Consider the following 2,504-nt stretch of genomic DNA (forward strand, 5'->3'; position numbering starts at 1 on the left):
TCCTTCCCTACCTTGAGAGTAGTGAAGGAGGCCTTCACCGACAGAGCGCTCGCCCCAACTACCTCAACGTCACCAAGCGCCACAGCGTTGCCGAGGGAAAGAGGCCTTCACGGACTTCGCGACCAGGCAAAACGCATTCAGAGGACGAAATGCGACGGGGGTCAGAGGGGGGTGACGTAGGCGCCCGAGATGCCGCCGTCCACCAGGAACTGCGAAGCGGTGATGAACGAGGCGTCGTCGCTCGCCAGGAAGGCGACCGCGCCCGCGATCTCCTCCGGCTCCGCGAACCGTCCGACCGGCACGTGCACCAGCCGCCGCGCGGCCCGCTCGGGGTCCTTCGCGAACAGTTCCTTCAGCAGCGGCGTGTTCACCGGACCCGGGCACAGCGCGTTGACCCGGATGTTCTCCCGCGCGAACTGCACGCCCAGCTCCCGGCTCATCGCCAGCACCCCGCCCTTGGACGCGGTGTAGGAGATCTGCGACGTCGCCGCGCCCATCACCGCGACGAACGACGCCGTGTTGATGATCGACCCCTTCCCCTGCCGCTGCATATGGGGCAGCACCGCCTTGCAGCACAGGTACACCGAGGTCAGGTTGACCTTCTGCACCTTCTCCCAGGCGTCGATGCCGGTGGTGAGGATCGAGTCGTCCTCGGGCGGGGAGATGCCGGCGTTGTTGAACGCGACGTCGACCGAGCCGAAGGTGTCCACGGTGGTCTGGAACAGGGCCTCGACCTGGTCGGCGTCGGTGACGTCGGCCTGCACGAACAGGCCGCCGACCTCGTCGGCCGCGGCTTTGCCCGGCTCGGCGGAGATGTCGCCGATGACGACCTTCGCGCCCTCGCTCGCCAGCCGCCGCGCGGTGGCGAGGCCGATGCCGCTGCTGCCGCCGGTGATGACCGCGACGCGGCCCTCGAAACGCTGAACCATTCCTATTCCTCCGTGCTGATGAAGACGTTCTTGGTCTCGGTGAAAGCGTCGACGGCGTCCGGCCCGAGCTCTCGGCCCAGCCCGGACTGTTTGAACCCGCCGAACGGCGTCCAGTACCGGACGGACGAGTGCGAGTTGACCGAGAGGTTCCCGGCTTCGACGCCGCGCGCGACGCGGAAGGCGCGGCCGACGTCGCGGGTCCAGATCGAGCCGGACAGGCCGTACTCCGTCTGATTGGCCATGGTGACCGCGTCCGCCTCGCCGTCGAACGGGACGACCGCGACGACCGGGCCGAAGATCTCGTCCGAGGCCAGCGGATGCCGCAGGTCGGGCGGGGTGACGACGGTCGGCGCGAACCAGTAGCCCGGTCCAACCGGTGCGCTGCCCCGGAAGGCGACCGGCGCGGAGTCGTCCACATAGGACGACACCTTCGCGTGGTGGCCCGCCGAGATCAGCGGCCCCATCTCGGTGACCTCCAGCCGGGGATCCCCGACGACGATGCCGTTCACCGCTGGTTCCAGCAGCTCCATGAACTTCTCGTGGACGCTCGACTGGACCAGGATCAGCGACCGTGCGCAGCAGTCCTGCCCGGCGTTGTCGAACACGCCGTACGGCGCGGTGGCCGCGGCCTTCTCCAGGTCGGCGTCGGCGAAGACGATGTTCGCGTTCTTGCCGCCGAGTTCCAGCGTCACCCGCTTCACCTGCGCGGCGCAGCCCGCCATGATCCGCTTGCCGACCTCGGTGGAGCCGGTGAAGACCACCTTCCGCACCGCCGGATGGTCCACGAAACGCTGTCCCACCACGGAGCCCTTGCCCGGAAGCACCTGGAAGACGTCTTCGGGGATCCCGGCCTCGCGGGCGAGCTCGCCGAGGCGGATCGCGGTGAGCGGCGTGAGTTCGGCGGGTTTGAGCACGACGGTGTTCCCGGCGGCGAGCGCGGGCGCGAACCCCCAGCCCGCGATGGGCATCGGGAAGTTCCACGGCACGATCACGCCGACCACGCCGAGTGGCTCGTGGAACGTCATGTTCACGCCACCGGGGACCGGGATCTGCTTGCCCGCGAGCCGTTCGGGTGACGCCGAGTAGTACGTCAGCACGTCGCGGACGTTGCCCGCCTCCCAGCGCGCGTTGCCGATCGTGTGGCCGGCGTTGGCGACCTCCAGTTGGGCGAGGTTCTCGATGTCGGCGTCGACGGCGTCGGCGAACCGGCGCAGCAGCCGCGCCCGGTCGCCGGGGGCCACCGCGCGCCAGGCGGGGAACGCCGCGTGCGCGCGGGCGATCGCCGCGTCGGTCTCCTCGGCCGAGGTCAGTTCGACCGACCTCACCACCTCTTCGGTGGCGGGGTTGATCACCTCGAACGTGGTCATTCGCGCTCCTTCGCAGCTGTCACCAGCGCTTCGAAAAGCCTGATGTCGTCGGGATTCTGTTCGGGATGCCATTGGACGCCGAGCACGAAGGCGTCGCCGGGCAGTTCGGCCGCCTCGATGGTCCCGTCGGCGGCCCAGCCCGTCGCGACCAGCCCGTCGCCGAGCCTGTCGATCGCCTGATGGTGGTAACACGGCACCTTGGTCTCGG

At 69.2% G+C, this 2,504-nt stretch carries 3 protein-coding genes; all 3 read right to left on the reverse strand.

Features of this window, described 5'->3' with window-relative positions; all coding sequences use genetic code 11:
• Positions 1–161: 161 nt before the first annotated feature.
• Positions 162–929 (reverse strand): 3-oxoacyl-ACP reductase, encoded by a 768-nt coding sequence (locus B0293_RS41550; RefSeq protein ID WP_005160448.1) that lies wholly within the window; start codon positions 927–929, stop codon positions 162–164.
• Positions 930–931: 2 nt separating this feature from the next.
• Entirely contained in the window at positions 932–2,296 is a 1,365-nt protein-coding gene (locus B0293_RS41555) for an aldehyde dehydrogenase family protein (protein WP_005160446.1), read from the reverse strand.
• On the reverse strand, positions 2,293–2,504 hold a 212-nt coding region (locus tag B0293_RS44600), incomplete at its 5' end, for a gamma-glutamyl-gamma-aminobutyrate hydrolase family protein (protein WP_245820146.1). The genes B0293_RS41555 and B0293_RS44600, both read right to left, overlap by 4 nt.

The organism is Amycolatopsis azurea DSM 43854 (assembly GCF_001995215.1).
Classification (GTDB): domain Bacteria; phylum Actinomycetota; class Actinomycetes; order Mycobacteriales; family Pseudonocardiaceae; genus Amycolatopsis; species Amycolatopsis azurea.